The sequence below is a fragment of the Williamsia sterculiae genome, from assembly GCF_900156495.1.
GTDB lineage: Bacteria > Actinomycetota > Actinomycetes > Mycobacteriales > Mycobacteriaceae > Williamsia_B > Williamsia_B sterculiae.
Genome location: NZ_FTNT01000012.1, coordinates 23,819 through 47,745 on the forward strand (window position 1 = coordinate 23,819; position 23,927 = coordinate 47,745).

Sequence of the window (23,927 nt, forward strand, 5' to 3'; positions counted from 1 at the left end):
CACCGTGCGAACCATCCTGCATCTCGCCGGGTCACCCACCGACGACTTCCACGCCGAGTTGTCGCGCTTGTACGCCGCCGACTGCGTGTCCACACTCACCGATTCCGCGCGCTACCGATTCCTACTCGCCTACGTCGGTCCCGACGGACTGTGGCGGTTCCCCGCTGCGTTCGACCCGGACTCCATCGCCGCCGCATCAGCGTTGCCGCTGCGAGCCGCCCTGGACCACATCGCCGCCAGCGGCGTCGACGCGGCACTGCCACAAATGTTCTGCCGAACCGGGATGACGTCGTACCGGGCGCTGCTCGACGTCCTCGGGATTCCGTATGTCGGCAACACCCCGACCGCCATGGCCATCACCGCGGACAAGTCGATCGCGCGCAGCATCGTCGCAGGAGCCGGGGTGGACGTGCCGGATGCCGAGGTCGTGCGGGGTGTCGGCGCCACCACCCTGCATCCACCGATGGTCGTCAAACCCGTGGATGCCGACAACTCGGTCGGGGTCACCCTGGTGCGAGACCCCGCGGATCTCGCCGCGGCGGTGGCCGTCGCAACGCAGCACTCGAACGCCGCACTGGTGGAACGCTATGTCGAACTCGGCCGCGAGGTGCGCTGCGGCGTCGTCGTCGACGCCGGGTCGCTGCGGTGTCTGCCGTTGGAGGAATACGCCGTCGACCCGGACGTCTCACCGGTTCGCACCGCCCGAGACAAACTGGCCCGCAACGAGTCCGGTGAGCTGTTCCTGGTCGCCAAGGACGTGTCCCGGGCCTGGGTCGTCCCGCCGGACGACCCGATCACCTCGGCGGTGTGGGAGGCGGCGCGGCGCTGTCACGTCGCTCTGGGGTGCCGGCACTACAGCCTGTTCGATTTCCGGATCGATCCGGTCGGCAGACCATGGTTTCTCGAGGCGGGTCTCTACAACTCGTTCGCCCGGGGCAGTGTGCTCACCACGATGGCTGCTGCCGCCGGCATCGACCCCGCCCGGCTCTTCGACATCGCGCTCGGAGAACTGTTCGCCTGACCCGTCCGACGACATGAGGAGGACTCGTGGACGCAGCACTGACACGACCGCTCGGAGCTCGCGTGTCCGACCTCCGGGTCGATGCGTTGAACGACGCCGATCGGGACGAACTGGTCGGCCTGCTGGCCCGCGTCGGGGTCGTCGTCGTGCCGGGTCAGCACCACACGGATGACAGCGCGTTCACCCGGTTCCTGCACAGTCTGGGGCCGATGATGTTCACCGTCGGCGAGACGCCAGTGCCCGACCATCCGGATCTCAACGTCATCAGCAACATCGGACGCGCGACACCACCACGCTCGAGCTTCCACGTCGATACCAGCTATGTGGCCCGCCCCCCGGTGTACACCGCACTGCGCGCCGTCGACGTACCCCGATGTGGTGGTCAGACGCTGTTCAGCGACCAGTACGCCGCCTACGACACACTGCCGACCGAACTACGGCGATCCCTCACCGGGTGTCAGGTGACTCACGTGGTGACCGGTCTCGACCTCGGCGACGACGCCGAGACCACGGCCCGGCATCCCCTCTTCCTCCGTCACCCGATCTCCGCCAGAACGGCCCTGTATCTCTCGACGCCGCAACGATGTGTCGCGGTGGACGGTATGACTCCCGACGAGTCGGCCGCGATCGTCACCCACCTGTATGAGCACTCGACTCGCGAAACCAACCTTCTCCGACACCAATGGGCAGCAGGCGACGTGGTCATCTGGGACAACCGATGCGTGATGCATCGCGCCGACCATTCCGGGGTGGTCGGTGACCGGGTGATGCATCGCGGGATGGTCGCGGGCCCGTGGTGACCGCGCCAGGGTCCCCGTTATCCGTCAGGCGGACCGGGCAACGGTCCGGGTGAGCTCGGCGGCGGACGACCCACCCCAGACACCCCACCGCTCACCGGCGCGCACCGCGTGCTCGCGGCATTGGCGCAACACCGGGCAGTCACGGCAGACCGAGGTGGCCTGCTCCTCGCGACGGCGGCGGGCGGCCGACGACTCGCGACCGATGGGTTCGAAGAAGAGCTCCGGATCCACGTCGGCGCCGCAGCACCGCCCGCGGACCTGCCAATTCCACTCCGAGATGTCGTCCACATGCGCCTGGTCGGGGCGGTATCCGTCCATACCCGCATCGTCGGTCAGGCACCCCGGTCCACAACAGCTTTGGCGCCCGCAGAATTCAAACGCTTGACATCCGCCACCGTCGAACCGGTGACGTCAGTCCGGTGGTTCGACGGTCGGCCGCCCCTCATCCGCATCCGCGTCGGAGGCACCATCGCCGGCATCTGCCACGTGGCGATCTGCGGCGTCGCCACCCCGTTCGGAGTTGACGTTCTCCTCGAGTTCGTCGACGGTCTCGGCGAGGTCGTCATCACGGTTTCCGGTCATCACAGCCTCCTGCCCTCTGCCGTTACCCTACGCGGATGCGGTGACCACCGAGAGCGGGGTGGGTGCGGGCGCCGTCATCATTACCAATCACGCTCGACCACAGCGGTTCTCGGTATGTCAACCACTCTTCGTCGACTCGCTCGGTCGACACTCGGCGTAGGGTCGGGTTCGGCAGTCGAAACATGCGCGCTGTACCGATGTCGATTAACGACGGCGATGCTCAGGTAGCCGATCGCACGTCGGGACGAGGAGTGTGCACATGAAAGCTGTCACCTGGCAGGGACGTCGGGACATCAGGGTAGAGCAGGTCCCCGATCCACAGATCACGGATTCGACGGACGCCATCGTCAAGATGACCACCACCAACATCTGCGGTTCCGACCTGCATCTCTACGAGGTCCTCGGGGCCTTCATGAGACCCGGTGACATCGTCGGTCACGAACCCATGGGCGAGGTGGTGGAGGTCGGTTCGGCGGTCACCACACTGACGGTCGGTGACCGTGTGGTGATTCCTTTCCAGATCGCATGCGGACATTGTCTGATGTGTGACACCGGGTTGCCCACCCAGTGCGAAACCACCCAGGTCCGCTCCCAGGGGACCGGCGCCGCACTGTTCGGCTACTCCGAGCTCTACGGTTCGGTGCCGGGTGCCCAGGCCGAGTATCTGCGCGTCCCGCACGCCGATTTCACGCACATCCCGGTGCCACCCGGCCCGCCCGACAGTCGTTTCACCTATCTCTCCGACGTGCTGCCGACCGCTTGGCAGGCTGTCCGTTACGCGAACATCCCCGACGGCGGTACCGTCGTGGTGTTGGGGCTCGGCCCCATCGGTGACATGGCGGCTCGCGTCGCGAGTCATCTCGGCGCTCGAGTCATCGCGGTCGACCTGGTACCCGAACGCCTTGCGCGGGCACGGGATCGGGGTATCGAGACCGTCGATCTGGCCACCGAGGGCGGTGACACCGCCGATGTCATCCGCGAGCTGACCGACGGCATCGGACCCGAGTCGGTGATCGACGCGGTCGGCATGGAAGCGCACGGATCACCCGGAGCGAGCCTCCTGCAGAAGATGACGGCACACCTGCCCGATGCCGTCGCCGCCCCGATGATGAAGACCGCCGGGGTCGACCGGTTGGCGGCCGTCAACACCGCGGTCGACACGGTCCGTCGAGGGGGCACCATCTCGCTGGTCGGCGTCTACGGCGGCGCCGCAGACCCGTTGCCGCTGTTCACCATGTTCGACAAGCAGGTCACCCTCCGAATGGGGCAGGCCAACGTGAAACGGTGGGTACCCGAGATCATGCCGCTGCTCACCGACGACGACCCGTTGGGCGTCGACAGCTTTGCCACCCACGAATTGCCTCTCGACGAGGCACCCCGCGCCTATGAGATCTTCCAGAAGAAGCAGGACGGCGCGGTCAAGGTGCTCCTGAAACCGTGACCGCGAACGACACCTAAGCTGGCAGGACGGACCCACGAGGCCCGCCCCACGTAACGCGAGGAGAGATGCGATGAGCACCTCGGACGCGGTCGTCATCGGAGCCGGCCACAACGGTCTGATCTCCGCCATCCGATTGGCCGACGCCGGCTGGGATGTCACCGTGCTCGAGTCCCGTGCGGTGGCAGGCGGTGCGGTTGCCAGTGCCGAGCTCGTGCCCGGGTACCGAGCCGATCTGTTCAGTGCGTTCTACCCGCTCGCCGTCGCGTCGCCGGGCTTCGAGGGACTGGAGCTCGAGGCGCACGGGCTGCGCTGGAGTCGGGCGCCGATCCCGTTCGGTCACCCCGCAGCTCCGGACGACGACCAAGCCGCGGTGGTCCACCCGGACCCATCGGACACCGCGGCGGAATTGAGCCGTCACGATGCGCGCGACGGTGACGCGTGGATGGAGCTGGTGACGCAATGGCGCGCAATCCGACCGGCGTTGCTCAACACCCTGTTCCGACCGTTCCCACCCACCCGCGGACCCCTGCAGTTGCTGCGAGCCGTCGGCACCGGTGACGCGCTCCGGCTGGCCCGATTCTTCGTGTTGCCCGCCAACCGGATGGTGACCGAGCTGTTCCGGTCCGAACACGCACGATTGCTGTTGCTGGGCAACGCGATGCACGCCGACATCCCGCTCGACGCACCGGGCAGCGGGATGATGGGATATCTGCTGACCATGCTCGCCCAGGACTCCGGATTCCCGGTCCCGGTGGGTGGTGCCGGTGAACTGGCTGCCGCGTTGGTGCGACGTGCCGAGTCGGCGGGTGTGAGGGTTCTGTTGGGCCACCGTGTCGATCACATCGACGTGTCCGGCGGTCGTGCCACAGGCGTACTTACCGCAGACGGTCACCACTGGAGTGCGCGGCGCGCAGTGCTCGCCGACGTCTCCGCGCCGATGTTGTACAACCAGTTGCTCGCACCTTCGGACGTTCCGTCCCGGTTGACGCGCGACATCGGCAGATTCGACTGGGACACTCCGGTGGTCAAGGTGGATTATGCGCTGCGTGAACGCATTCCGTGGAACAGCCCCAACCTCGGCGGAGCCGGCACGGTGCACCTCGGCGCGGACACACGTGGCCTGGTGCGGTGGATGGCCGACCTCAACACGGGAGTGGTACCCCGTCGACCGTTCCTGCTGTTCGGCCAGATGACCACGGCCGACCCGACCCGCTCACCGGCAGGTACCGAGAGTGCGTGGGCGTACACACATCTGCCGCGAGACATCAGCGACGACGACTCGGCGCTGCGGCTTGCCGCCCACACCGATGCCGTGCTCGAGGAATATGCACCCGGCTTCGGAGAGCTCATCGTCGGGCGACACGTCCACACTCCCTCCGAACTACACGGGGAGGATCAGAATCTGCACGCGGGCGCCGTGAACGGTGGTACGGCACAACTGTTCCAGCAGTTGATATTCCGTCCGACTCCGGGGCTCGGTGGCGCGGAGACAGCCATCCGTGGGCTCTACCTGGCCAGCGCCGCCGCACATCCCGGTGGGGGCGTACACGGCGCCTGCGGGAACAACGCAGCCCTCGCCGCACTGGCCTGCGATGGCCTCCGAGGTCTTCCGCGACGGCGCGGTACCCATTGGTTGATCGGGCACCTGTCGCGATGACGCAGATGCATCCCACGACGAGGCGGAGCCGATGAGACGGATCACACACACCACCCCTGCCACCCCGGAGCAGGTGTGGTCGGTACTCGCCGACGGGTGGTTGTACGCCTCCTGGGTCGTGGGAGCGTCGCGCATTCGGGATGTCGACGCGCACTGGCCGGCACCCGGGTCACGGATACACCACTCAGTGGGACTGTGGCCCTTGGTGATCGACGACATCACCGAGTCGTTGCCGGCTCCGGACAACGCGCTGGTCCTCTCGGCACGGGCCTGGCCCGCCGGGAAGGCCAGGGTGTCGGTCACGGTGGAACCCGCCGCCGAGGGATCGCGGCTGGCCATGGATGAGTACGCCGAAACCGCACCGGTGTCGTGGATCCCGTATCCGGTGCAGTTCACGGCTGTGGCCCCGCGGTTGCGCGAGTGTCTGGTGCGCTTGGCGCTGTTGGCGCAGCGCCGTCCCGACCGAGGTGGCCCGGCCTGAGCCGGGCCACCGGATCAGTTGAGTCCCACCACTTCCTGCGCGATCGCCGCCAGTCGCGTCTGGGCGGCCGAGATGACGCCTTGCCGATCCTTGTGCGCCTCCTCGTAGGCGACGACGACCCGGATGTCTCGGGCGTCCTCGATGTCGCGGATCGCGGCGACCACCTCGCCGACGTTGAGCGAGTCGTAATCACCGATGGGGAGTTGCTCGGCGGTGACCGTTCCTGTCGACTCGCGCAGAGAACGCACCGCCTCGGCCAGACCGGTGGCACCGCTGTCGCGGGCAGTCGACTCCGCGGCGTCCAGCGCGGCTTCGCGGCCGGCGGTCACACTGTTCTCCAGTGTCGCGACCGCATCATCGACCGTGGAGCCCACCGCGTCGGTCACCGCCGCGACCCGCTCCTTACCCGTCTCCACAGCCGTGTCGACCGTGGAGCCCACCGCGTCGGTCACCGCCGCGACCCGCTCCTTGCCCGTCTCGACGGCCGAGTCGACCGTCGCGGCGATGGTGTCCACCGCGTTCTCGGCCTGCGTGCGCGTACTGTCCACCACCCCCGTGCCGACTTCCTGGGCACGACCGCGGACCGCGGCCACCGTGGACGGCACCCGCCGAACGGTGTCCACGAGCTGGTCGACTCCGCGCGCAGCAATCCACGCGGGGAGCGTCGCCGCACGAACCGCGACACCCGCACCCCACTGGGTGGGACTCCGACGCAGCGCAACGGGTCCGCCCAAGGCTTCCTCGGCGAGCACGGTGGTCAGCCATTCCACGGTCGCCGCGTGGGCGGTGATCAGCCGGTCTGCCAGATCGACCACCCCCGTGTGTTCCTCCGCGACGGCGAGAGCCTTGAGGTAACGGGACCGGTCGAGCAGCTGATGCTCGAGGGCCAGGTCACCCAGGATGGCTTCGTCGAGCGGCTGAGCCTGCTCGGCGACGAGCTTTCCGACACCGACGAGTCGGCCGACCGCGGGGCGGATCACCTCGCGCAGCACTCCCTGATCGCGCAGGGCCTCGTTGATGGCTTCGGCGCGGGCGCGGGCGTTGGCGGCGTTCTGCACCAGCTCGCGTCGCACCGCCTCGGTGCGAGCTTGTGCGGTCCGGGTCTCCGCGACCTGGATCTCGCTGTTGGTCAAGGCCAGCAGTGCGCGCAACTGGCCGGGAATCGCTGTGGTCGAGACGGTCATGTGTGATCGCTCCTCAATACGCATACCGGTCGTCGATCGTTGACGACCGTCGTGACCACGACGTTACCGAAGCGGAAGTATCCGGCGACATGAACTGTGGCCGAATACTCCCGTGCCGGATCTCACACCGGGTGCACCGAGCTCACTTCGCGCCGGGACTGGCCTTGTCGTCGGTGGTGTACGACCGGGCGCCGGTACCGGCGAGTTTGCCGCCCTCGACGATCAGGTACTCGTCGCGGATCGGCTTCTCGGCGAAGAAATCCTCCAGGATCTCGCGGGTGCCCGCCGCGTACCGTGCCTGCGCTGACAACGTGGTCCCGGACACATGCGGCGTCATCGCCTCGTGCGGCATGGTGCGCCACGGGTGGTCCGGCGCAGGCGGCTGCGGGAACCACACATCACCGGCATATCCGGCCAGCTGACCGGTACGCAACGCCTCGACGATGTCGTCACGCACGGCGATCTCCGCGCGCGCGGTGTTGACGATGTACGAGCCCCGGCGCATCGAATTCAGCAGGTTCTTGTCGAACAGATGGTAGGTCTTCGGGTGCAGCGGAGCATGGATGTCGACGATGTCGACCGAACTGACCAGCGACTGCACATCCGGGTGATACGTGAGATTCAGTTCCTTCTCCAGCTCCTCCGGCAGCCGGCGGGTGTCGAAGTAGTGCAGATTCACGTCGAACGGCGCCAGGCGGCGTAGGACCGCCTGACCGATACGACCCGCAGCGATCACACCGACGTCGAAGCCTTCGAGGTCGTAGGCGCGCTCGACACAATCGGCGATGTTCCAACCACCGTTGACCACCCACTCGTGGGACGGCAGATAGTTGCGCACCAACGCGAGGACCTGCATGACCGCGTGTTCGGCCACGCTGATGCTGTTGCAGTAGGTCACCTCGGCGACCGTGATGTTCCGCTTGATCGCGGCATCCAGATCCACGTGATCCGAACCGATGCCTGCGGTCAACGCCAACGTGAGACTTTTCGCCTTGGCGATCCGATCCGCATCCAGATAGGCGGGCCAGAACGGCTGGGAGATGACCACGTCGGCATCGACGAGTTCACGCTCGAACTCCGAATCCGGACCATCCTTGTCGGATGTCACCACCAACTCGTGTCCCTGCGACTCGAGGTACTCGCGGAGCCCGAGTTCACCGGATACGCACCCGAGCAACTGGCCGGGAGTGAAATCGACCGCCGACGGCGTCGGTTGGGTCTGGCCGTCCGGGTACGGCCCGACAGCAGGGATCGAATCACGCGCGTACACCGGCGGGTACCCCGTCACCGGATCCGGGTAGAGCACACACAAGACCTTTGCCATGTTCGCTGATCACTCCTGTTGCCTCGGGGCGGCGCGCCTGCCGCCGTGGTTTGCCCCGCTCTCGCGGTACCCCCAGCGTGTTACTCGGGAGACGGCGCGTCCAAGACTTGTCGCCGACCACCCGATAGGCGCGACCTATCACACCTCAGTCGGTGAGGCCGACGCGCGGGACCGCGACGGCTTCCAGTGCGGCGGCCAGGATCGGCGCGGGCCGTACATCGTTTCGCACCAGCGCGACGGGTCCGCCCAGAGTCAGACCGTCGAGCTCGATCACGCACATGTGCGGGTCGGTTCTCAGCAACGGGAGCCACGCTCTGGGCACGATGCTCGCCCACCGGCCGGTGCTGACCATGGCGACGAGTGTGGCGACCGAATCGCTCTCCAGTCGCGCCTCCAACACCACGCCGTGCTGCGAGGCCACCTCATCGATGCGCATACGTTGACGCATCCGGCCGTGCAACAGACACAGCGGCAGGTCCTTCACCGTGTCCCAGGTGGTGGTGTCGGGGCCGACGGGATGCAACAGCTCCGACGACACCACCAGCACGTGATGTTCCTGGTACAGCAGTGTCGAGGTGAGCCCTTCCATGTCGACCCCGTTCAGGTACACGACACCCACGTCGAGCTCGAACCGGCGAACACCGTCGACGATCCGGTCGGAGTGCATCGTGGATTCCAACCGGACCCGCACCAACGGATGGGCGGCGCAGAAACGGTCGGCGAGCTCCGCGGCACGTGTCGCGGCCGCCGGGACGACACCCATCCGCAGTTCCCCGGTCAGGCCGGTGCGCAGGGCAGTCACCTCCAGCTGCATCGCCTGCCGGTCGGCGAGGATGCGGCGAGCCCAGAGCACCAGCCGCTCCCCTTCCGGCGTCAGGCCCTCGAAGCTGCTGCCTCGGCGGACCAACAGGACCCCCAACTCGTGTTCGAGTTTGCGAATGGCCTCCGACAGTGCGGGTTGAGAGACGAAACACGCCGTCGCCGCGCGGGCGAAATGCTGTTCGCGGGCGAGTGCGACGAAGTACTCCAACTGACGGAACAGCACGGCATGTTCATATCACGAACGATCGGTGTGACCGATCGTGTCGGTCGACGACCCTCTTCGGGAACGTACGATCAGGCTGCCCGCTCCGGATCGTCTCGCACGACCCGGAGACGACACCCATCGAGTGAGGAGCGGACGTGACCGACAAGAAGCCGCACGAAGAAGAGATCGAGCACGAGGAGAAGCGCCGTCAGGAGGAGCGCGAGCGGCTCGAACGCGAGGAAGAAGAACGCCTGCGCTGACACGCGCTCCGGTGCGTGACCACCCGGCCACCGGTGTGATGAAGTACGCCTGTGGACGGGTGGCGCGCGTGGCGACGAAGCACGATGGGTTCGGTGGTCGTGGGATGCGCGTCAGTGCTTTTGCTCGGCGGATGTTCCACCCCGGCGCCGACCTCGCCGACTCCGGATTCGCCGCTGCCTGCCGTCGCGACCAGCGCGGCCACCCCCGCCGAGCCGACCCTGCCACTCGGGGGACGAGAGATCTTCCCCGAGCACCGCGTGGTCGCTCTCTACGGCGCAGCGGGATCGGGAGCGTTGGGAGATCTCGGGGTGGGGACACCCGACGACGCCGCCGCCCGCCTGGCCCGGGTGGCCAAGCCCTACGAGACCCCGACCAAACCAGTGCTCGGAGTCATGGAACTGATCGTGCACGTGGCCGATCCTCAGCCCGGCCCAGCCGGTTGCTACTCGCACGGCACCGACATGCGCCAGGCGCGCGCCTACCTCGACGCCGCCCGCAGGCACCGACAGATGCTGGTGCTCGACATCCAACCCGGTCAGTGCGACTTCATGTCGCAGACCCGCGAGTGGGCTCCCCTGCTCGCCGAGCCGGACGTGGGCCTCGCCCTCGACGCCGAGTGGCGGATGCCGCAGGGGGCCATCCCGGGCCAGCAGGTCGGAACCGTGGACGCGGCCGAGGTCAACGACGTCAGTGGTTGGCTCGCGGGCATCGTTCGCGACAAGCGGTTACCGCAGAAGCTCTTCGTCCTGCACCAGTTCACCCCCGACATGATCTCCCGTCCGGAGACACTCGCCAACCGACCGGAGCTGGCCGGGGTGACGCATATCGATGGATTCGGCAGCATTCCGGACAAGTTGACGAAATATCGAGAACTGCTGACCAGCAGCAGATTTCACCCCGGTTTCAAACTGTTCTTCACCGAGGACCGGCCGATGATGACGCCGAGGGCGGTCTTGGGATTGATCCCACCGCCGGAGTACATCAGCTATCAGTGACCGCGGTCCCACCCGGCTGCTCGTCGACCTCGATGCGCTCCGATCGCACCGGTGCACTGACGGTCTCGGTGTCGGCGACCTGCACCACCCGCAACCGGGCGCGTTCCACCGGCACCCACTCGGTGGTCACGCGCACCTGCTCGGCATGCAGCACAACCGAGTCGGCCTGGTCCGGATGGTTGCCGCGGCCAGGGGGCGCGGTTGTCGAGACGGCGGCATCTGCCGCCGCCGGTTGGTCCCACACCACCCGTACCTCCTCACGACGGACGGAGACGGTGACGGTCTGTTCCTCGGTCACCAGGTACTTCTCCAACCGCGCGGTGGCGCTCGGGTGCCGCTGTACCCCGACCGTGAGTCGCTCCTCCGACCGGACCAGCGTGGCATCGCCAGGGGCGGTCGACGTGGGCGGTCGTGACCGGGCCGCATGCCGTCCGTAGGTCTCGGAACCGCCGTAGGTCTCACCGTCGTCGGGCAACTCTTCGTCGACCATCTGCGCGCCCCATCTCTTGTATCGACAACCGTCAGCCGGCTGACCTCACCGTAGCGCCCGGCGTGTGATGGCCCGACTCTGCCGCGCCCGGTCCACCGAGTGGACTCTTCCCGAGCATTGCACCCATCCACCTCCGCGGCTGCTCCGAAGTTCCTGTGACAGACGGTCAGACAAGCCGGGATCACCAACGAGGAGACACTCACATGGGACACACTGTTCGAAAGATGTTCGCCGGGTCGGCAATTGCTGCGATCGCGGTTCTGGGCGTGGCTGCCTGTTCAGACGACAGCTCGTCGTCGGGAAGTTCGTCCGGATCGTCGGCGGCGCAGTCGACGGCGGCCGGTGCCTCGACCTCGGCACAACAAGGCAAGTTGGTCGCCGAGGTGCCCAACCTGACGGGCAAGTCCAGCGCGGTCAAGCTCGACCCGGGTTTCACCGATGCGTTGACCACCCTGAAGTTGACCCCGGGCACGGTCGGGTCCGCCACACTGGAGGACGGTTCGCTGATCTTCCCGATCACCGGCGGCAACGTGAAGTACTACCAGCCCGGTTCGATCCAGCCGTACGTGCAGGGCATCATCAACCACGAGGGCAGCGGTTTCTCACTGAGCAGCGCCGACACCAAGGTCGAGTTGAAGAACTTCACCATCGACCCCGGCACCTCGAAGCTGATGGGTGACGTGTTCGCCAACGGCCAGGAAGCCGCCAAGCAGGCCGTGATCTTCGATCTCGACGGCAGCACCCTGAAGCCGCTGCAGACCAATCCGGACGGTACCGCCGTGCTGGAGGGCACCAAGGTCAACATCTCCGAGACCGCCGCCGGTCTGCTGAACAAGACCTTCAAGACCGACGCTGTGAAGCCGGGACTGCTGGTCGGTATCGCGAAGATCACCATCAACACCAAGTAGATCGCCCGCGGTGAACGAAGCCGCGACGACCGCGCCCTGCATCGAGCCGATCGGCTCGGTGCAGGGCGTCAGTGTCCGTACGGTGGTGTCATGACGTCGCGCCGGGATGCAGATCACGTGGACACGGATTCGGGTGCCGCCGAGACGAACTCCGAGCCGCGATATCTCCCGATTGCCGATCACGGGGTGATCGGCGATCTCCGCACCGCAGCGCTGGTGGGTACCGACGGACGCATCGACTGGTTCTGTTGCCCACGGTTCGATTCGCCCAGTGTGTTCGGCTCTGTCCTCGATGCCGATGACGGTGGCGCATGGACGGTACGTCAGCTCGACGGTCACATCACCAATCGGCAGTTCTACCTACCCGATTCGAATGTCCTGGTCACCCGTTTCATGAGCGAGGACGGCGTCGCCGAGGTCCAGGATCTGATGCCGTTGACCAAGAGCAACGATCCCGATCACCACAGCCGGATCGTCCGTCGCATCGAATGTGTCCGTGGTCACGTGCGGTTCCGCACCGAATTGACACCCCGGTTCGACTACGGGCGCGCACAGACGACCATCGAGGACCGCGACGAGAGACGCGTCGATCTCGTCTCCGACGATCTGACCCTGCATCTCAGGGCGTCGGTACCCCTGGAACAGGATTCGGGAGTGGTCTGGGCCGAGTTCACCCTCGATGCCGGTGAGAGTGCGACGTTCGTGTTGTCCCTCGATGACCTCCCCGACAGCGAATTCGAGAAGGATTGCGCCGCCGACGGGGTTCACGCCACCGTTGCGTTCTGGCAGAACTGGATATCCCAGTCGAATTACACGGGACGATGGCGCGAGACCGTGCATCGGTCGGCACTGGCGTTGAAGTTGCTGACCCACGAGCCCTCGGGTGCGGTGGTCGCCGCGGTGACGTGCGGCCTGCCCGAAGAGGTCGGCGGCGAACGCAACTGGGACTACCGGTATGTGTGGATCCGGGACGCTGCGTTCTCGTTGTACGCCCTGTTGCGACTGGGGTTCACCGCGGAGGCCTCGTCGTTCATGGACTGGCTGACCTGCCGGTTCAGTGGTGACGGTGACGAGCAGGCCGGAGGACCTCTGCGACTCATGTACACGATCGACGGTGGCGCACCACCCGGCGAGCAGGTCCTGGATTCGTGGGAGGGATATCGCGGCTCTGCCCCGGTACGCGTCGGCAACGACGCGGGTCATCAACTGCAACTGGACATCTACGGCGAGCTGATCGATTCGGTCTATCTGTTCAATAAGTACGGCCCGGGGATCTCGCAACATTCGTGGCAACAATTGTGTGAGGTGGCCCGTTGGCTACTGGACAACTGGGACACACCCGATCAGAGCATCTGGGAACCACGATCATCACCGCAGCGGTATGTGTACTCCCGGTTGATGTCGTGGGTCGCGCTGGAACGGATGATCCGGATCAGCCGGCAGCGGGGGCTACCCGGCGACGTCGCCGACTGGATGCGGGTCCGCGACGAGATCTTCACCCAGATCATGGACCACGGCTGGAATGCCGAGCTCCAGTCGTTCGTCCAGGTTCTCGATGGCGACCAACTCGACGCTGCACTGCTGCTGATCCCCGCGGTGAAGTTGTTGTCCCCGTCGGACGAGTTGTTCACCGCGACGCTGCACGCGATCGAGCAGAACCTGGTCAGCGACTCACTGGTGTTCCGCTACAACACCGGCGACGGCGACGACGGGCTCAACGGATCCGAGGGCACCTTCTCACTGTGCTCGTTCTGGTACGTCGAGGCATTGACCCGCGTCGGTCGGTTGGCCGACGCCCGGCTGGCGCTGGAGAAGATGTTCACCTACGCCAACCATCTGGGTCTCTACGCCGAGCAGATCGCGCTCACCGGCGAGCAGTTGGGCAACATGCCGCAGGCATTCACCCACCTGTCGTTGATCAGTGCGGCCATCAATCTCGACCGGCGCCTGGGTGGTTGAGCTCTACCCCGATCAGTGATGGACGATGCAGAACGGGTGACCGACCGGGTCGAGGAAGACCCGGAAGCCGTCGAACGCCTGGCCCTCGATCGGGCGGGCACCGGCTTCGATCAACTGTGCCTGCGCGGCGTCGAAGTCGGTGACCTGCACGTCGAGGTGGTACTGCTGACTACCGTGCGGGTCCGGGAACTCCGGTGGGGCGTAATCGGTGGATGGCTGGAACGCCAGATGCGCCCTACCCAGCCCACAGTCGAGCGTCACCCAGTCCGGGTCGTCGGTCTTCAACTCACCCCCGAGCACCCGTTGATAGAACTCCCCCAACGCCACCGTGTCGGGACAATCGAGCACCACTGCGTTCACGAATCCGATAGCCACCCCGTCAGCGTAGGCGCCGACACGACGATCGTGCCCGCCTTTTCGGCCGGGATCGTCGTGTGGTCGGGTCAGCCCTCGAGGATCTCCGCGAACTCGGCACCCACCGGCTCTGCACGTGACGGCAGCGGCTGGTTGATCATCCCGAAAACTGCGGGAAATCCGATCTCCCGCTGAATTGGCGTTTTCCTGCTGCTGTATCACCAGGAACTGACCGAAACTGCGGGAGATCGGATTTCCCGCAGTTTTCGGCCAGCAGTCGACCACCGGCCACCGTTCGGAGGGTCGCGGAGCTACGGTGCGATCCGGATGCCGCCGCGCAGTTCGTTCTCGGTCACCGTCTGCGCAGTCGAGACGCCCACCACCACCAGGTAGTTGTGATCGCTCGTCGGGACGTCGCCGATCTCGAAGTCGAGACGGCAGGTGTCCTGGGTGACCGTCGAGTCCGTCAATCGGCCGTCGGCCAGCACCTTCTCGGTGTCTGCGTCCGCGATTCGTACCTTCGTCCCGGACCGCAGATCGGCCACATCGCCGGTGCCGCGACAGGAGTCGCCGCTGTTGGTGAACTGATCCGTCGTCAGGATCACCGCGCCTCGGGCGGTGAAGGTGTCATCGGTGAGACCACCGGCACCGAACACCACCGCGACGACGGCGATGGCCGCGAGCAGGACCGCACCGATCGTCGAGATCACGATCACCGGTCGGCGGCTGCGGCGTTGCCACGTCCGCTTCGGCAGGTCGGCACCCGGCGGTAACCACAGTTCGGGCGGCTGAAAGCCGTACTGGTCGCCACCGTGCGTGGGCGGCTGGGGATGCGACATGGTTGCCAGTGTGCCCGATCGGCCGTGTCCGTCGCCTCCGGTCACCGGGGCGGGAAGTACTTGATCAACGCCTCCTGCACCACCGTGGTCACCTGCACCCCGTCGCGCCGGAAGAACCGGCCGGTTCCCATCCCCCGCGATCCGGCGGCAACCGGTGACTCGGTCGCGTAGAGCATCCACTCGTCGAAACGGAATTCACGGTGGAACCACATCGAATGGTTCACGGTGGCCGCGAACAGTCGGTCGACACCCCACGACAGTCCGTGGGTCGTGATCACCGAGTCGAGGACGGTGGTGTCGGAGGCGTAACACATGGCCGCCACATGCAACAACGGGTCGTCGGGCATGTGTCCGTCGGTCCGCATCCACACCCGGTTGTTCTCCAACCGCTCACCCGTCTCCTTCGCCTTCCAGGCGGGGTCGTTCGCGAAGCGGATGTCGATCGGGTGCAGGGCGTCGATGAACATCGCGATCCGATCCTCGTAACCGCGGAAGTGCTCACCCAACGGTGGCAGTTCCTCCGGATACGGGACCTCCGGGCTCGGCACCGCGTGCTCGAGACCCGCAGCGTTGTCCTGGAACGCGACCAGCATCACGAACACCACCTCACCCTCCTGGGTGACCGTGATCTGCCGGTTCGCGAACGACCTGCCGTCGCGCAGGCGGCTCACCCGGTACTCCAAGGGTTTGCTCACGTCACCACCACGGATGAAGTGCGCATGCAACGCGTGCACCGGAGGGTTACCGCGCGCCAGGGACCGTCCGGCCGCGACCACCCCCTGAGCGAGCAGTTGACCGCCGAACGTCCGCGGCCCGACCTGCCGTGGATGCACTCCGACGTACAGGTCCGGCTCCGGGTTCTCCAGGTCGAAGAGTGCGAGCAACTGCGCCAGATCGTCGCCGGCGGGGGCCACGGCCGCCGGGACGTCGTCGTTGCTCAGTGATCCTCCTCGCCGATGCGGTGCACGTGTATCAGGTTGGTCGAACCGACGGTTCCGGGCGGAGCGCCCGCGACGATGACCACCTGATCACCGGCCTTCAACCGACTGATCTGCAACAACGACGTGTCGACCTGCCGAATCATCGCATCGGTGCTCTCCACCCTGGGCACGATGAACGTCTCGGTTCCCCAACTCAACGCCAACTGACTGCGGATCTCCGGCAACGGGGTGAAAGCCAGCAGCGGGAGGCGGGTGTGCAGGCGCGCGAGGCGGTGCACGGTGTCCCCGGATTGGGTGAACGCGACCAAAGCCTTGACGTCCAGCCGTTCCCCGATGTCGCGGGCCGCGTAGGAGATGACACCGCGTTTGGTGCGCGGCACGTGGCTCAGGGGCGGGACCACACGGGTCCCGTTCTCGACCGAGGTGACGATACGGGCCATGGTCCGCACGGTCTCCATCACGTACTTGCCCACCGAGGTCTCACCCGACAACATCACCGCGTCGGCGCCGTCGAGTACGGCGTTGGCCACGTCGGAGGCCTCGGCGCGCGTCGGCCGGGAGTTCTCGATCATCGATTCCAACATCTGGGTCGCCACGATCACCGGTTTGGCGTTCTCGCGGGCGATCTGGATCGCCCGCTTCTGCACCAGCGGAACCTCTTCGAGTGGCAACTCCACGCCGAGATCACCTCGGGCGACCATCACCGCGTCGAAGGCCAGCACGATGGCCTCGAGATTGTCGATTGCTTCCGGCTTCTCCAGCTTCGCGATCACCGGTACCCGTCGACCCACGCTGTCCATCACCTCGTGGACGAGTTCGATGTCGGACGGCGACCGCACGAACGACAGCGCGATGAAGTCGACGCCGAGTTCGAGGGCGAATCGCAGGTCGGCGATGTCCTTCTCGGACAGCGCGGGTACCGAGACGTTCATCCCGGGCAAGGACAGACCCTTGTTGTTGCTGACGGGGCCACCTTCGGTCACCCGGCAGACCACGTCGTCACCGTCGACGTCGGTGACGACCAATCCGACCTTGCCGTCGTCGACGAGCAGGCGGTCGTTCGCGGAGGCGTCGGCAGCGAGTTCCTTGTAGGTGGTCGACACCCGGTCGTGGGTACCCTCGACGTCGTCGACGGTGATCCGCACCTCCTCGCCGGTCGCCCACGTGGTGCGGCCGTTCTCGAAGGTGCCCAGACGGATCTTGGGGCCCTGCAGGTCGGCGAGGATACCCACCGCCCTACCGGTGATGTCGGACGCCCGGCGAACGCGTTTGTACATCTCCTGATGATCGGCGTGGGCGCCGTGGCTGAAGTTCAGCCGGGCGACATCCATCCCGCTCTCCACGAGGTCGAGCACCCTCTCGTCGGATGCGGTGGCGGGACCCAGGGTGCAGACTATTTTTGTTCGACGCTGGTTCACGCCTAGAGCGTAGTCCGCCCGGTCGGGTGAGGACGTGGGATGACCGACGTCGTCATCCGATGTGCACGTTCACCTCACCCGACCGACGGGCAGACCACCGTCACCGCGCCGACAGCGGCAGCGCATTGGGGTGCACCGGAGACGGCAGATCCGAAGCGCCCATGAGGAATTCGTCGACACCGCGCGCGGCGGCACGGCCCTCGGCGATGGCCCACACCACCAGGGACGCACCACGATGGGCATCACCGCAGACGAACACACCCGGGGCGTCGGTCTGCCAATCGCTGCCGCACGGGACCGCCCCCCGGGGACTGCGCCGAACGTTCAGGTCGTCGAGCAACCGCGAGTCCTCGACACCCTCGAATCCGATCGCGAACAACGCGAGTTCGCAGGGGATCTCGAACTCCTCCCCGACCGGCACGATACTGCGGTTACCCGCGTCGTCGCGTTCCACGGTCACCTCGGCCAGGATCATCGCGCGCACGCTGCCGTGTTCGTCGCCGAGGAAGCGTTGCACGGCCACCTCGTAGCGCCGCTCACCGCCCTCGACATGCGAGGACGACGACCGCATGACCAGTGGCCAGGTGGGCCACGGTGAACGCGCGTCGTCGCGGTCGGCGGGCAGTTCCGCGTTGTAGTCGAGCTGGGTGATCGACGACGCACCCTGACGGTGTGCGGTGCCCAGACAGTCGGCACCGGTGTCACCACCGCCGATGATCACCACGTGTTTGCCCTCGGCGCTGATCGGACTCGGGCCGTCACCCTCACACTCGCGATTCGCGGGCACCAGGTGCTCCATGGCCAGGTGCACACCCTTCAGGTCGCGTCCCGGCACCGGGTTGTCGCGCGCCTTCAGTGCGCCGACGGCCAGCACCACCGCGTCGAACCGTTCCCGCAGCTGCTCGACGCTGAGGTCGTCGCCGACCTCCACGCCGGTGACGAACTCGGTGCCCTCGGCCCGCATCTGCGCGAGCCTGCGGTCGATGTCGGTCTTCTGCAGCTTGTACTCGGGGATGCCGTACCGGAGCAGACCGCCGAGGCGGTCGTCGCGTTCGAAGACCGTCACGTCGTGGCCCGCCCGGGTCAGCTGCTGAGCGGCGGCCAGTCCGGCCGGACCCGAGCCGACCACCGCGACCGACCGCCCGGTGCGGACCGCCGGCGGATTGGGCTCGATGTAACCGTCCTGCCAGGCCGTCTCGGCGATCTCCTTCTCGACCCGTTTGATGGTCACCGCCCCGCCCGTGGTCGCCTCGGAGATCGACAGCACACAGGCCGCCTCACACGGCGCCGGACAGATCTTGCCGGTGAACTCGGGGAAGTTGTTGGTCGCATGCAGCCGACTGCTGGCCGCATCCCACCGGTTCCGGCGGACGAGATCGTTCCACTCGGGGATCAGGTTGCCCAACGGGCAGCCCGCCGAACCCGAGTGGCAGAACGGGATCCCGCAATCCATGCAGCGTCGCGCCTGCTTCGAGACCTCGGCCCGCTCCTTTCGGGGGTCGTCCACCGCGTAGACGTCGCGCCAGTCGTGCACCCGCTCGCGTGCAGGGCGGGCGGCAGCGTCCTTGCGCTCGACCTCCAGGAATCCGCGCGGATCAGCCACGTGCTGCCTCCATGATCGCCGAATCGACGTCCCGGCCCTCTGCCTCGGCCATCCGGGCCGCGTCGAGTACTCGTTGGTAGTCGGTGGGCATCACCTTGGTGAAGGCAAGGCACCGCCGCGGCCAGTCGGCCAGGATCGAGGCACCGATGGCCGACCCCGTGTGCCGGGTGTGGGTCTCGATGCGCTCGCGCAACCACGTCAGGTCGTCCGGGTCGGGTGCCTGCAACGACACCATCGCCTTGTTCACCTTGTCCGGGTCGAGGTCGTGGACGAAGGCGATACCGCCGGACATACCCGCGGCCATGTTGCGGCCGGTGGGTCCGAGAATCACCACCCGACCACCGGTCATGTATTCACAGGCGTGGTCACCCACCCCTTCGACCACCGCCAAGGCTCCGGAGTTGCGCACCGAGAAGCGCTCGCCCACCCGGCCGCGCAAATACACCTCACCCGACGTCGCGCCGTACAGGATGGTGTTGCCCGCGATCACCTGGTCCTCGGCGATGAACCACGAGCCGGATGGTGGGGTGACGATGACCTTGCCGCCACACAACCCCTTGCCCACGTAGTCGTTGGTGTCGCCCTCGAGTCGCAGGGTGACGCCCGGTGGCAGGAAGGCGCCCAGCGACTGCCCGGCCGACCCGGTGAGGTTGACCGTGATGGTGTCGTCGGCGAGGCCGCGCGCGCCGTAGCGGCGGGTCACCTCGGCACCGAGCAGGGTGCCGACGGTGCGGTTGACGTTGCGCACCGGCAGGTGCAGCGTCACCGGGTGGGCGTCCTCCAGCGACCCCTCGGCCAGCTGGATCAGCGTCTGGTCGAGGGCCTTGTCGAGGTTGTGGTTCTGTTCACGGATCCGACGACGGGGTCCGTCGCCCTCGGCAACCGAGAAGATCGCGGACAGGTCCACACCACGGCTCTTCCAGTGCGCCACCGCGGTCTCGGTCCGCAACACGTCGGCGTGACCGATGGCCTCGTCGAGGCTGCGGAACCCCAGCATGGCCAGATGGCGTCGCACGTCCTCGGCGATGAACCGGAAGAAGTTGACCACGTGTTCGGCCTTGCCGGTGAAGCGTGACCGCAGTGTCGGATTCTGCGTCGCCACCCCCACCGGGCAGGTGTCGAGATGGCAGACCCGCATCATGATGCAACCCGACACGATCAGCGGAGCGGTGGAGAAGCCGTACTCCTCCGCGCCGAGCAGCGCGGCGACCATCACGTCGCGGCCGGTGCGCAACGCACCGTCGCACTGCACCGTGATGCGATCGCGCAGGTTGTTCATCATCAGCGTCTGCTGGGCGTCGGCCAGGCCGATCTCCCACGGGGTGCCCGCATGTTTGAGCGAGGTCAGCGGGGATGCGCCGGTGCCGCCGTCGTATCCGGAGATCAGCACCACGTCGGCGTGTGCCTTGGACACCCCGGTGGCGACGGTGCCGACGCCGACCGCGCTGACCAGCTTGACGTGTATCCGCGCCTGCGAGTTGGCGTTCTTCAGGTCGTAGATCAGCTGGGCAAGGTCCTCGATCGAGTAGATGTCGTGGTGCGGCGGTGGCGAGATCAACGCGACACCCGGTGTGGAGTGCCGGGTCTCGGCGATCCACGGATACACCTTGTAGGCCGGGAGTTGCCCACCCTCGCCGGGTTTCGCGCCCTGCGCCATCTTGATCTGGATGTCGGTTGCGTTGATGAGGTAGTCGCTGGTGACCCCGAACCGCCCGCTGGCGACCTGCTTGACCGCGCTGCGCCGAGTCGGGTCGTAGAGCCGGTCGGTGTTCTCCCCGCCCTCACCGGAGTTGGACCGTCCGCCGATCTGGTTCATCGCGATGGCGATCGTCTCGTGTGCCTCGGCGGAGATGGACCCGTAGCTCATGGCGCCGGTGTTGAACCGGGTCATGATCGACTCCACCGACTCGACCTCCTCCAGCGGCACCGGTGTACGGGTCTCGGTGTCGAATTCGAAGAGTCCGCGCAGGGTTCCGCCCTCTCGTGAGAGGCGGTTCACCTCGTCGGAGTACCTCTGGAAGATCTCCTGTTTGCCGGTCTTGGTGGCGTGTTGCAGCAGGAAGACGTTCTCCGGGGTGAACATGTGCAGTTCACCCTCGCGGCGGTACTGATATTCACCGCCCACCTCGAGGCGCCGGTACACCTGCTCGGTGGGATTCTCCGGGAACGCGCGGTGATGCCGGATCCGCACCTCCTCGGACAGTTCGTCGAGGCCGACACCCTCGATCCGCGACACGGTCCGGGTGAAGTACTCGGTGATGAGCTCCGACGAGAGACCCACGGCCTCGAAACACTGTGACCCCGTGTACGAGCTGACCGTGGAGATGCCCATCTTGCTCATCACCTTGAGCACGCCCTTGCCCAACGCGAGCAGGTAGTTGCGCACCGCCTTGGTGGGAGGGACACCGGTCAGCTCGCCCTCGGCGATGAGGTCCTCGATGGACTCCATGGCCAGGTACGGGTTGACCGCTGCCGCACCGAAACTGATCAGCAGGGCGATGTGGTGGACCTCGCGGGCATCACCGGTCTCCACCACCAGCGCGACGCGGGTGCGTTCCTTGGTACGAACGAGGTGGTGGTGCACCGCCGACACCGCGAGCAACGACGGGATGGGGGCGTGCTCGCGGTCGGGACCGCGATCGCTGATGACCAGGGTGGAATGACCGTCGGCGATGGCGTGGCTCGCCCGCTCACGTAGATCCTCGAGTGCATCACCCAGCGCTTGGCCGCCGCCGTTGGGATCGAAGTGTGCGCGCAGGACTTTCGCCGACAAACCACCGTTGTCACCGTCGTCGTTGATGTGCACGATCTTGGCGAGTTCGTCGTTGTCGAGCACCGGCCACGGGAGGTTGATCTGCCTGCACGACGCCGCGGTGGGGCCGAGCAGGTTGTGTTCGGGACCCATCACCCGTGACATCGACGTGACGATCTCTTCGCGGATGGCATCCAGTGGCGGGTTGGTCACCTGGGCGAACAGCTCGACGAAATAGTCGTAGAGCAACCGGGACCGCTGTGACAGCACCGCGATGGGGGTGTCGGTACCCATCGACCCGATCGGCTCGGTACCGGAGGCGGCCATCGGTGTGAGCAGGACCCGTAGATCCTCCTCTGTGTAGCCGAACGCCTCCTGCCGCTGCACCACCGAGTCGTGGTCGGGTTGGAACCGCGGCCGGTCGGGCAGGGTGGCCAGATCCAGCAGGCCGGCGTGCAACCACTCGTCGTAGGGGTCCGCGTCGATGAGCTCGCCCTTGATCTCGTCGTCGGGGATGATCCGACCCTGCTCGGTGTCGACCAGGAACATCTTGCCCGGCTCCAGCCGGCCCTTACGGACCACGTCGTCGACGGCGACATCGAGCACCCCGGCCTCCGACGCCAGGATGATCCGACCGTCGCGGGTCTGCCACCAACGGCCGGGGCGCAACCCGTTGCGGTCGAGGACCGCGCCGATCACCGAACCGTCGGTGAAGGTGACACAGGCCGGACCGTCCCAGGCCTCCATCAGCGAGGCGTTGAACTCGCAGAACGCGCGACGCCCGGGATCCATGTCGGGGACGTTCTCCCAGGCCTCCGGGACCATCATCATCACGCTGTGCGCCACGCTCCGGCCCCCGAGGTGCAACAGCTCCAGCACCTCGTCGAGCGACGCCGAGTCCGACGCCCCGGGAGTACAGATCGGGAACACGCGGCGCAGGTCGCCGGGGATCAGATCGGTGGCGAGCATCGCCTCGCGAGCACGCATGCGGTTGCGATTGCCCTTGACGGTGTTGATCTCACCGTTGTGGGCGATGTACCGGAACGGATGGGCCAACGGCCAGGCCGGGAAGGTGTTGGTGGAGAACCGCGAATGCACGATGGCCAGCGCGCTGCTGGTGCGCTCGTCGCGCAGGTCCGCGTAGAACGCCGGCAGCTGCCGCTCGGTGAGCATCCCCTTGTAGACGATGGTGCGTGCGGACAGCGATGGGAAGTAGACACCCGAACCCTCGGCCTCGATCTCGGGGGTCACCCTCTCGGCGCGTTTGCGTAGCGGGTAGACGAGACGGTCGAGGGCGAGCCCGGCCGGGCGCTCGCCGTCGGGGGCCTCGACGGTCACGAACAGTTGGCCCATGTATGGCATGCAGGCCAGGGCGTTGGGACCGAGGTCGGCACCCTTGGGATCGGTGGGCAGATCACGCCAGCCCAGCACGGTGATGCCCTCGTCGGCGGCGATGTCGGCGATCCGCGCGACGGCCTGCGCACGAGCGGCCGGGTCTGCGGGCAGGAAGCATATCCCCGCCGCGAAGGTGTTCTCGCCGGTCAGGGTCGGTTCAGGCAACGAGAAGTCGACCACTGCGCGAAACAGGTCGGCGGGGAGCTGGATCAGGATGCCGTTGCCGTCGCCGTCCTTGGGGTCGGCGCCCAGGGCACCCCGATGTTCGAGGTTCTCCAGCGCCAACAGGCCGTCGGCGACGATGGAGTGTGAGCGACGGCCGTGGATGTCGGCGACGACCGCCACACCACAGGAATCGATCTCCGTGTCGGGATCGTAGAGACCCTGCGCCGCAGGGAGCCTCGAGAACAGCATGGGGTGCGACCTCCACGGATCAGCCCGACACAGGGGCAACCAGTTCAGTCCTCAGGACAACACTGGCCCGTGGCGCCTATC

General features: G+C 66.7%; 20 protein-coding genes. 8 read left to right on the plus strand and 12 right to left on the minus strand.

Annotated elements, in window-relative coordinates; genetic code table 11:
- Positions 1 to 4: 4 nt before the first annotated feature.
- Both BW971_RS17450 and BW971_RS17455 read left to right on the plus strand, forming a co-directional pair.
- Positions 5 to 1,021, plus strand: a complete 1,017-nt coding sequence (locus tag BW971_RS17450; RefSeq protein WP_076482258.1) for a D-alanine--D-alanine ligase family protein — start codon at positions 5 to 7, stop codon at positions 1,019 to 1,021.
- A gap of 26 nt (positions 1,022 to 1,047) precedes the next feature.
- Positions 1,048 to 1,821, plus strand: a complete 774-nt coding sequence (locus BW971_RS17455) for a TauD/TfdA dioxygenase family protein (protein WP_076482261.1) — start codon at positions 1,048 to 1,050, stop codon at positions 1,819 to 1,821.
- Positions 1,822 to 1,845: 24 nt separating this feature from the next.
- Here BW971_RS17455 and BW971_RS17460 read toward each other — a convergent pair whose 3' ends face one another.
- Entirely contained in the window at positions 1,846 to 2,139 is a 294-nt protein-coding gene (locus tag BW971_RS17460) for a WhiB family transcriptional regulator (protein WP_076482264.1), read from the minus strand.
- Positions 2,140 to 2,232: 93 nt separating this feature from the next.
- Positions 2,233 to 2,403 (minus strand): hypothetical protein, encoded by a 171-nt coding sequence (locus BW971_RS21545; protein WP_159441881.1) that lies wholly within the window; start codon positions 2,401 to 2,403, stop codon positions 2,233 to 2,235.
- Positions 2,404 to 2,662: 259 nt separating this feature from the next.
- Between BW971_RS21545 and BW971_RS17465 the strand changes: the two genes are divergently transcribed.
- From BW971_RS17465 to BW971_RS17475, 3 genes are all read left to right on the plus strand, one after another.
- Complete coding sequence (locus tag BW971_RS17465; protein ID WP_076482266.1) at positions 2,663 to 3,844, plus strand: zinc-dependent alcohol dehydrogenase; 1,182 nt, start codon at positions 2,663 to 2,665, stop codon at positions 3,842 to 3,844.
- A gap of 70 nt (positions 3,845 to 3,914) precedes the next feature.
- A complete protein-coding gene (locus tag BW971_RS17470; RefSeq protein WP_076482268.1) occupies positions 3,915 to 5,501 on the plus strand; it encodes a phytoene desaturase family protein in 1,587 nt (528 codons plus the stop codon).
- A gap of 31 nt (positions 5,502 to 5,532) precedes the next feature.
- The gene (locus BW971_RS17475; protein ID WP_076482270.1) at positions 5,533 to 5,982 is read left to right on the plus strand and encodes an SRPBCC family protein; all 450 of its coding nucleotides are present in this window, start codon (positions 5,533 to 5,535) and stop codon (positions 5,980 to 5,982) included.
- 14 nt (positions 5,983 to 5,996) lie between these two features.
- On the opposite strand, the gene BW971_RS17480 is transcribed toward BW971_RS17475, so the two are convergent.
- The 3 genes from BW971_RS17480 to BW971_RS17490 form a co-directional block, all read right to left on the minus strand.
- Positions 5,997 to 7,166, minus strand: coding sequence for a DUF8129 domain-containing protein (locus BW971_RS17480; protein WP_076482273.1), 1,170 nt, complete (start codon positions 7,164 to 7,166; stop codon positions 5,997 to 5,999).
- Between the two features lie 142 nt (positions 7,167 to 7,308).
- Positions 7,309 to 8,490: an NAD-dependent formate dehydrogenase gene (locus BW971_RS17485; protein ID WP_076482275.1), complete on the minus strand. Its 1,182-nt coding sequence runs from the start codon at positions 8,488 to 8,490 to the stop codon at positions 7,309 to 7,311.
- 145 nt (positions 8,491 to 8,635) lie between these two features.
- Positions 8,636 to 9,535: a LysR family transcriptional regulator gene (locus tag BW971_RS17490; protein WP_076482278.1), complete on the minus strand. Its 900-nt coding sequence runs from the start codon at positions 9,533 to 9,535 to the stop codon at positions 8,636 to 8,638.
- A 326-nt stretch (positions 9,536 to 9,861) separates the two neighbouring features.
- Here BW971_RS17490 and BW971_RS17495 point away from each other — a divergent pair, with 326 nt between their 5' ends.
- Positions 9,862 to 10,773, plus strand: coding sequence for a hypothetical protein (locus BW971_RS17495; RefSeq protein WP_076482280.1), 912 nt, complete (start codon positions 9,862 to 9,864; stop codon positions 10,771 to 10,773).
- Here BW971_RS17495 and BW971_RS17500 read toward each other — a convergent pair.
- Entirely contained in the window at positions 10,760 to 11,263 is a 504-nt protein-coding gene (locus tag BW971_RS17500) for a YsnF/AvaK domain-containing protein (protein ID WP_076482282.1), read from the minus strand. The two genes, BW971_RS17495 and BW971_RS17500, sit on opposite strands and share 14 nt — an antisense overlap.
- Before the next feature lie 203 nt (positions 11,264 to 11,466).
- Here BW971_RS17500 and BW971_RS17505 point away from each other — a divergent pair, with 203 nt between their 5' ends.
- Positions 11,467 to 12,171 carry a hypothetical protein gene (locus tag BW971_RS17505; RefSeq protein WP_076482284.1) on the plus strand — a complete coding sequence of 235 codons (705 nt, stop codon included), beginning with the start codon at positions 11,467 to 11,469 and terminating at the stop codon, positions 12,169 to 12,171.
- A 90-nt stretch (positions 12,172 to 12,261) separates the two neighbouring features.
- Positions 12,262 to 14,130: a glycoside hydrolase family 15 protein gene (locus tag BW971_RS17510; RefSeq protein ID WP_076482286.1), complete on the plus strand. Its 1,869-nt coding sequence runs from the start codon at positions 12,262 to 12,264 to the stop codon at positions 14,128 to 14,130.
- Positions 14,131 to 14,142: 12 nt separating this feature from the next.
- Here BW971_RS17510 and BW971_RS17515 read toward each other — a convergent pair whose 3' ends face one another.
- The 6 genes from BW971_RS17515 to gltB form a co-directional block, all read right to left on the minus strand.
- Positions 14,143 to 14,505 (minus strand): VOC family protein, encoded by a 363-nt coding sequence (locus BW971_RS17515; protein ID WP_076482288.1) that lies wholly within the window; start codon positions 14,503 to 14,505, stop codon positions 14,143 to 14,145.
- 290 nt (positions 14,506 to 14,795) lie between these two features.
- The gene (locus BW971_RS17520) at positions 14,796 to 15,323 is read right to left on the minus strand and encodes a hypothetical protein (RefSeq protein ID WP_076482477.1); all 528 of its coding nucleotides are present in this window, start codon (positions 15,321 to 15,323) and stop codon (positions 14,796 to 14,798) included.
- Between the two features lie 41 nt (positions 15,324 to 15,364).
- Entirely contained in the window at positions 15,365 to 16,237 is an 873-nt protein-coding gene (locus BW971_RS17525) for an acyl-CoA thioesterase (RefSeq protein WP_076482290.1), read from the minus strand.
- 23 nt (positions 16,238 to 16,260) lie between these two features.
- The gene (gene pyk, locus BW971_RS17530; RefSeq protein WP_076482291.1) at positions 16,261 to 17,682 is read right to left on the minus strand and encodes a pyruvate kinase; all 1,422 of its coding nucleotides are present in this window, start codon (positions 17,680 to 17,682) and stop codon (positions 16,261 to 16,263) included.
- A 100-nt stretch (positions 17,683 to 17,782) separates the two neighbouring features.
- Positions 17,783 to 19,285 carry a glutamate synthase subunit beta gene (locus BW971_RS17535; RefSeq protein ID WP_076482293.1) on the minus strand — a complete coding sequence of 501 codons (1,503 nt, stop codon included), beginning with the start codon at positions 19,283 to 19,285 and terminating at the stop codon, positions 17,783 to 17,785.
- The gene (gene gltB / locus BW971_RS17540) at positions 19,278 to 23,846 is read right to left on the minus strand and encodes a glutamate synthase large subunit (protein ID WP_076482295.1); all 4,569 of its coding nucleotides are present in this window, start codon (positions 23,844 to 23,846) and stop codon (positions 19,278 to 19,280) included. Before gltB ends, BW971_RS17535 begins: the two co-directional genes overlap by 8 nt.
- Between the last annotated feature and the right edge of the window lie 81 nt (positions 23,847 to 23,927).

Bases quoted from the DNA above. Each gene is read 5' to 3' on its own strand.
- BW971_RS17470 (WP_076482268.1), top strand. From the start codon at position 3,915: ATGAGCACCTCGGACGCGGTCGTCATCGGAGCCGGCCACAACGGTCTG.
- BW971_RS17460 (WP_076482264.1), bottom strand. From the start codon at position 2,139: ATGGACGGATACCGCCCCGACCAGGCGCATGTGGACGACATCTCGGAG.
- BW971_RS17500 (WP_076482282.1), bottom strand. From the start codon at position 11,263: ATGGTCGACGAAGAGTTGCCCGACGACGGTGAGACCTACGGCGGTTCC.
- BW971_RS17480 (WP_076482273.1), bottom strand. From the start codon at position 7,166: ATGACCGTCTCGACCACAGCGATTCCCGGCCAGTTGCGCGCACTGCTG.
- gltB (WP_076482295.1), bottom strand. From the start codon at position 23,846: ATGCTGTTCTCGAGGCTCCCTGCGGCGCAGGGTCTCTACGATCCCGAC.
- BW971_RS17520 (WP_076482477.1), bottom strand. From the start codon at position 15,323: ATGTCGCATCCCCAGCCGCCCACGCACGGTGGCGACCAGTACGGCTTT.
- BW971_RS17495 (WP_076482280.1), top strand. From the start codon at position 9,862: ATGGGTTCGGTGGTCGTGGGATGCGCGTCAGTGCTTTTGCTCGGCGGA.
- BW971_RS17475 (WP_076482270.1), top strand. From the start codon at position 5,533: ATGAGACGGATCACACACACCACCCCTGCCACCCCGGAGCAGGTGTGG.
- BW971_RS17505 (WP_076482284.1), top strand. From the start codon at position 11,467: ATGGGACACACTGTTCGAAAGATGTTCGCCGGGTCGGCAATTGCTGCG.
- BW971_RS17510 (WP_076482286.1), top strand. From the start codon at position 12,262: ATGACGTCGCGCCGGGATGCAGATCACGTGGACACGGATTCGGGTGCC.
- BW971_RS21545 (WP_159441881.1), bottom strand. From the start codon at position 2,403: ATGACCGGAAACCGTGATGACGACCTCGCCGAGACCGTCGACGAACTC.
- BW971_RS17485 (WP_076482275.1), bottom strand. From the start codon at position 8,490: ATGGCAAAGGTCTTGTGTGTGCTCTACCCGGATCCGGTGACGGGGTAC.
- BW971_RS17465 (WP_076482266.1), top strand. From the start codon at position 2,663: ATGAAAGCTGTCACCTGGCAGGGACGTCGGGACATCAGGGTAGAGCAG.